Source organism: Mycobacterium heidelbergense (assembly GCF_050205645.1).
Lineage (GTDB): Bacteria > Actinomycetota > Actinomycetes > Mycobacteriales > Mycobacteriaceae > Mycobacterium > Mycobacterium heidelbergense_A.
In genome coordinates this window covers 1-883 of the sequence record NZ_JBNMQT010000059.1, presented here as the reverse complement: position 1 = coordinate 883, position 883 = coordinate 1, and the positions used below count along the sequence as shown (strand labels likewise).

Here is an 883-nt window from a genome sequence, read left to right as displayed (position 1 = left end):
TGACCCGCACAGCGGCTGGCATACGCCATCCCGAGATCGGCCACCAGTGGAGTGATCGACCAGCCATCGGCGGCAATATGGTGCACCACCGCCACCAACACATGCTCGTCGTCGCTGAGACGGAAAAGCCGTGCCCGCAACGGAATCTCGCCGGCCAAATCGAAACTATGCCCCGCCACCTCCCCGATGGCATGATGAATTGCATCCGGCGGCCAGCCCGTGGCGTCCACCACCTGCCAACCGAAGTCGGCCGGCTCGGCGGGCAGCACCACCTGCGCCGGAACCCCATCGGCGGCCACAAACAGGGTCCGCAGGCTCTCGTGGCGACCCATCACATCGGCCAACGCCGCCCCCAACGCCTCGGCATCCAGGTTCCCGCGCAGTTGTAAGGCCACGGCCATGTTGTAAACCGGCGACGGGCCCTGCAACTGATCGATAAACCACAACCGGTTCTGGGCAAACGACAACGGCACCACCGCCGGACGGGCCACCGCCACCAACGGCTCCAACCCACCCCCACCGGCACCGATACGAGGCGCCAGCAACGCGACGGTGGGCGCCTCAAACAGATCACGCACCGAAAGCCCCGCACCCACACCAGAATTCACCGCCGCGACCAACCGCATCGCCGACAACGAATCCCCACCCAAATCAAAGAACGAATCATCCACCCCAACCCGGGGCACACCGAGCACCTGGGCATAAATCCCGGCCAGAATCTCCTCGGCCGGAGTGGCCGGGGCCCGATACCGCTCGGCGCCGTAGTCGGGTACGGGTAGGGCGCGGGTGTCGAGCTTGCCGTTGACGGTCAGGGGTAGTGCGTCGAGGACGACGATGGCGGCGGGCACCATGTAGGCGGGTAGGCGTTCGGCCAGTGCGGTGC

The 883-nt window shown here is 66.4% G+C and carries 1 protein-coding gene; it reads right to left on the bottom strand.

The window, feature by feature from the left end; genetic code table 11:
* Window positions 1-883: condensation domain-containing protein (locus ACQI5H_RS24565; RefSeq protein WP_427081889.1), on the bottom strand; the 883-nt coding region annotated here is incomplete at both ends.